The 1,477-nt window shown below is 35.3% G+C and carries 2 protein-coding genes; both read right to left on the bottom strand.

Translation table 11 applies throughout. From position 1 onward, the window contains the following. Positions 1–817 (bottom strand): carboxypeptidase-like regulatory domain-containing protein (locus tag HMPREF9018_RS09245; RefSeq protein ID WP_008450872.1); only part of this gene is annotated, 817 nt, incomplete at its 3' end. Then, on the bottom strand, positions 814–1,477 hold a 664-nt coding region (locus HMPREF9018_RS09240), incomplete at its 5' end, for an SPASM domain-containing protein (protein WP_008450870.1). The genes HMPREF9018_RS09240 and HMPREF9018_RS09245, both read right to left, overlap by 4 nt.

Raw genomic sequence — 1,477 nt, 5'->3', positions numbered from 1 at the left:
TATTATTTGTGGGTAAAAACACGCTCTCTGTAGTATTATCTATCTGAGTGGTGTGCAGATATGAGAAACCGACAGAAAGTAAATTGCTAAGACGCTTATATTTTTCATTGAGCGTGAAATCAGCAATATTCATATAGTTTCGTGCAAATAGTGAAGCATTAGAGATTTCTGTAGACAGCGTATTTTCTAATGCGTTGGTGGTTGTGATATACACCACACCCTTACACGAGGCACTATATTCTGCGTTAGGATTCGAATCGACCACAATCTTTTTTATTTCAGACGATGGTATTGTTGAGAGTTCTTTGACACCAACAGGCTTACCATTAAGGACAAATGTAGGAGTTCCGCCTTCAAGTAATTGCAAATCTTTTGTTAACCCAGGTATCTTCCCAAGAATGGTAGTAGCCTTTCCCATATATTTCAAATAGGAATTAGAAACATTTACCTCAATTTTGTTCAGTTCCACTTTTACGGTTGGGCGCTTTCCTTTTACTACTATCCCAGCAAGGTCAGTAGAGTTAGGCTTCAACTGTACCATTCCTATATTTCCTTGTACATTATTTAGATAGCAAGGTTCGTAACCAATAAAAGATATTTTTATCATATAGGATACCTCGGGAGCTGATAAGTCAAAACACCCTTGAGCGTTAGTAACTGTTCCTTTTATCAAGGCAGAATCTTTCTGGTTAAGTAATAACACATTAGCACAAGGCAATGGTTGTTGCAACTCATCCACAACTTGTCCCTTGATGTTTTGAGCACAAAGTTGAAACACTGAGAAGCATAGTACTAAGAGTGTGATAATTCTATTCATAGCTTAATATTGTTTAATGTAAATTCTTCTAAAAAAGCTTGCATACCTTGATCATCGTATTGGCATACTTCATAAGGACTGTCAGTTTTCTTTGATTTAATCCTATATAAGTTACAGCCTCCGTCGCAAATAGGTATATACTTACAGTTACTACACTTAGGGTCTGAGAATTTATCACTGCCTAAAACAAACTCTGAGATGATGTCGAAATTTTTCAATCCTTCATCTAAATTTCCTATCGCTCGTCCTTTTATACCTACATCAGCCCAGCATTTATAAATATATCCATTAGGGTCAATAACGTATGCAGCCATATCTGTGCATGTGCAAGAATTACAATCCACTTTTGGAAAGAGGTTTGAAGACGAAATTGCTCCTTCTTTTGCTAGCGAAAGTAAAAAATCACATTTTTCCCTTGTTGATAGTTCAACAGAAGAGTTGTCTATCTTCTCTTTTATGGAATTATTAAGAATAAAGGCGTAATACACATTAACATTCTTGTTTTTCCATCTCTCTGAAAGAATCTTATAGATTTTTGAATATTCATCTTTATTGTGTATACCGATATTGGTTCGAACACCAATAGTACAATTTGGCATATATTCTACAGCAATGTCTATATTGTGGATAATCTGATCAAAAGTGCCTTCACCATTTCTT

This window comes from Prevotella amnii CRIS 21A-A (assembly GCF_000177355.1).
In the GTDB taxonomy this organism is placed as follows: Bacteria; Bacteroidota; Bacteroidia; order Bacteroidales; family Bacteroidaceae; genus Prevotella; species Prevotella amnii.
Note: the sequence above shows the minus strand (reverse complement) of the source record. Positions and strands in the feature narration are given on the sequence as shown.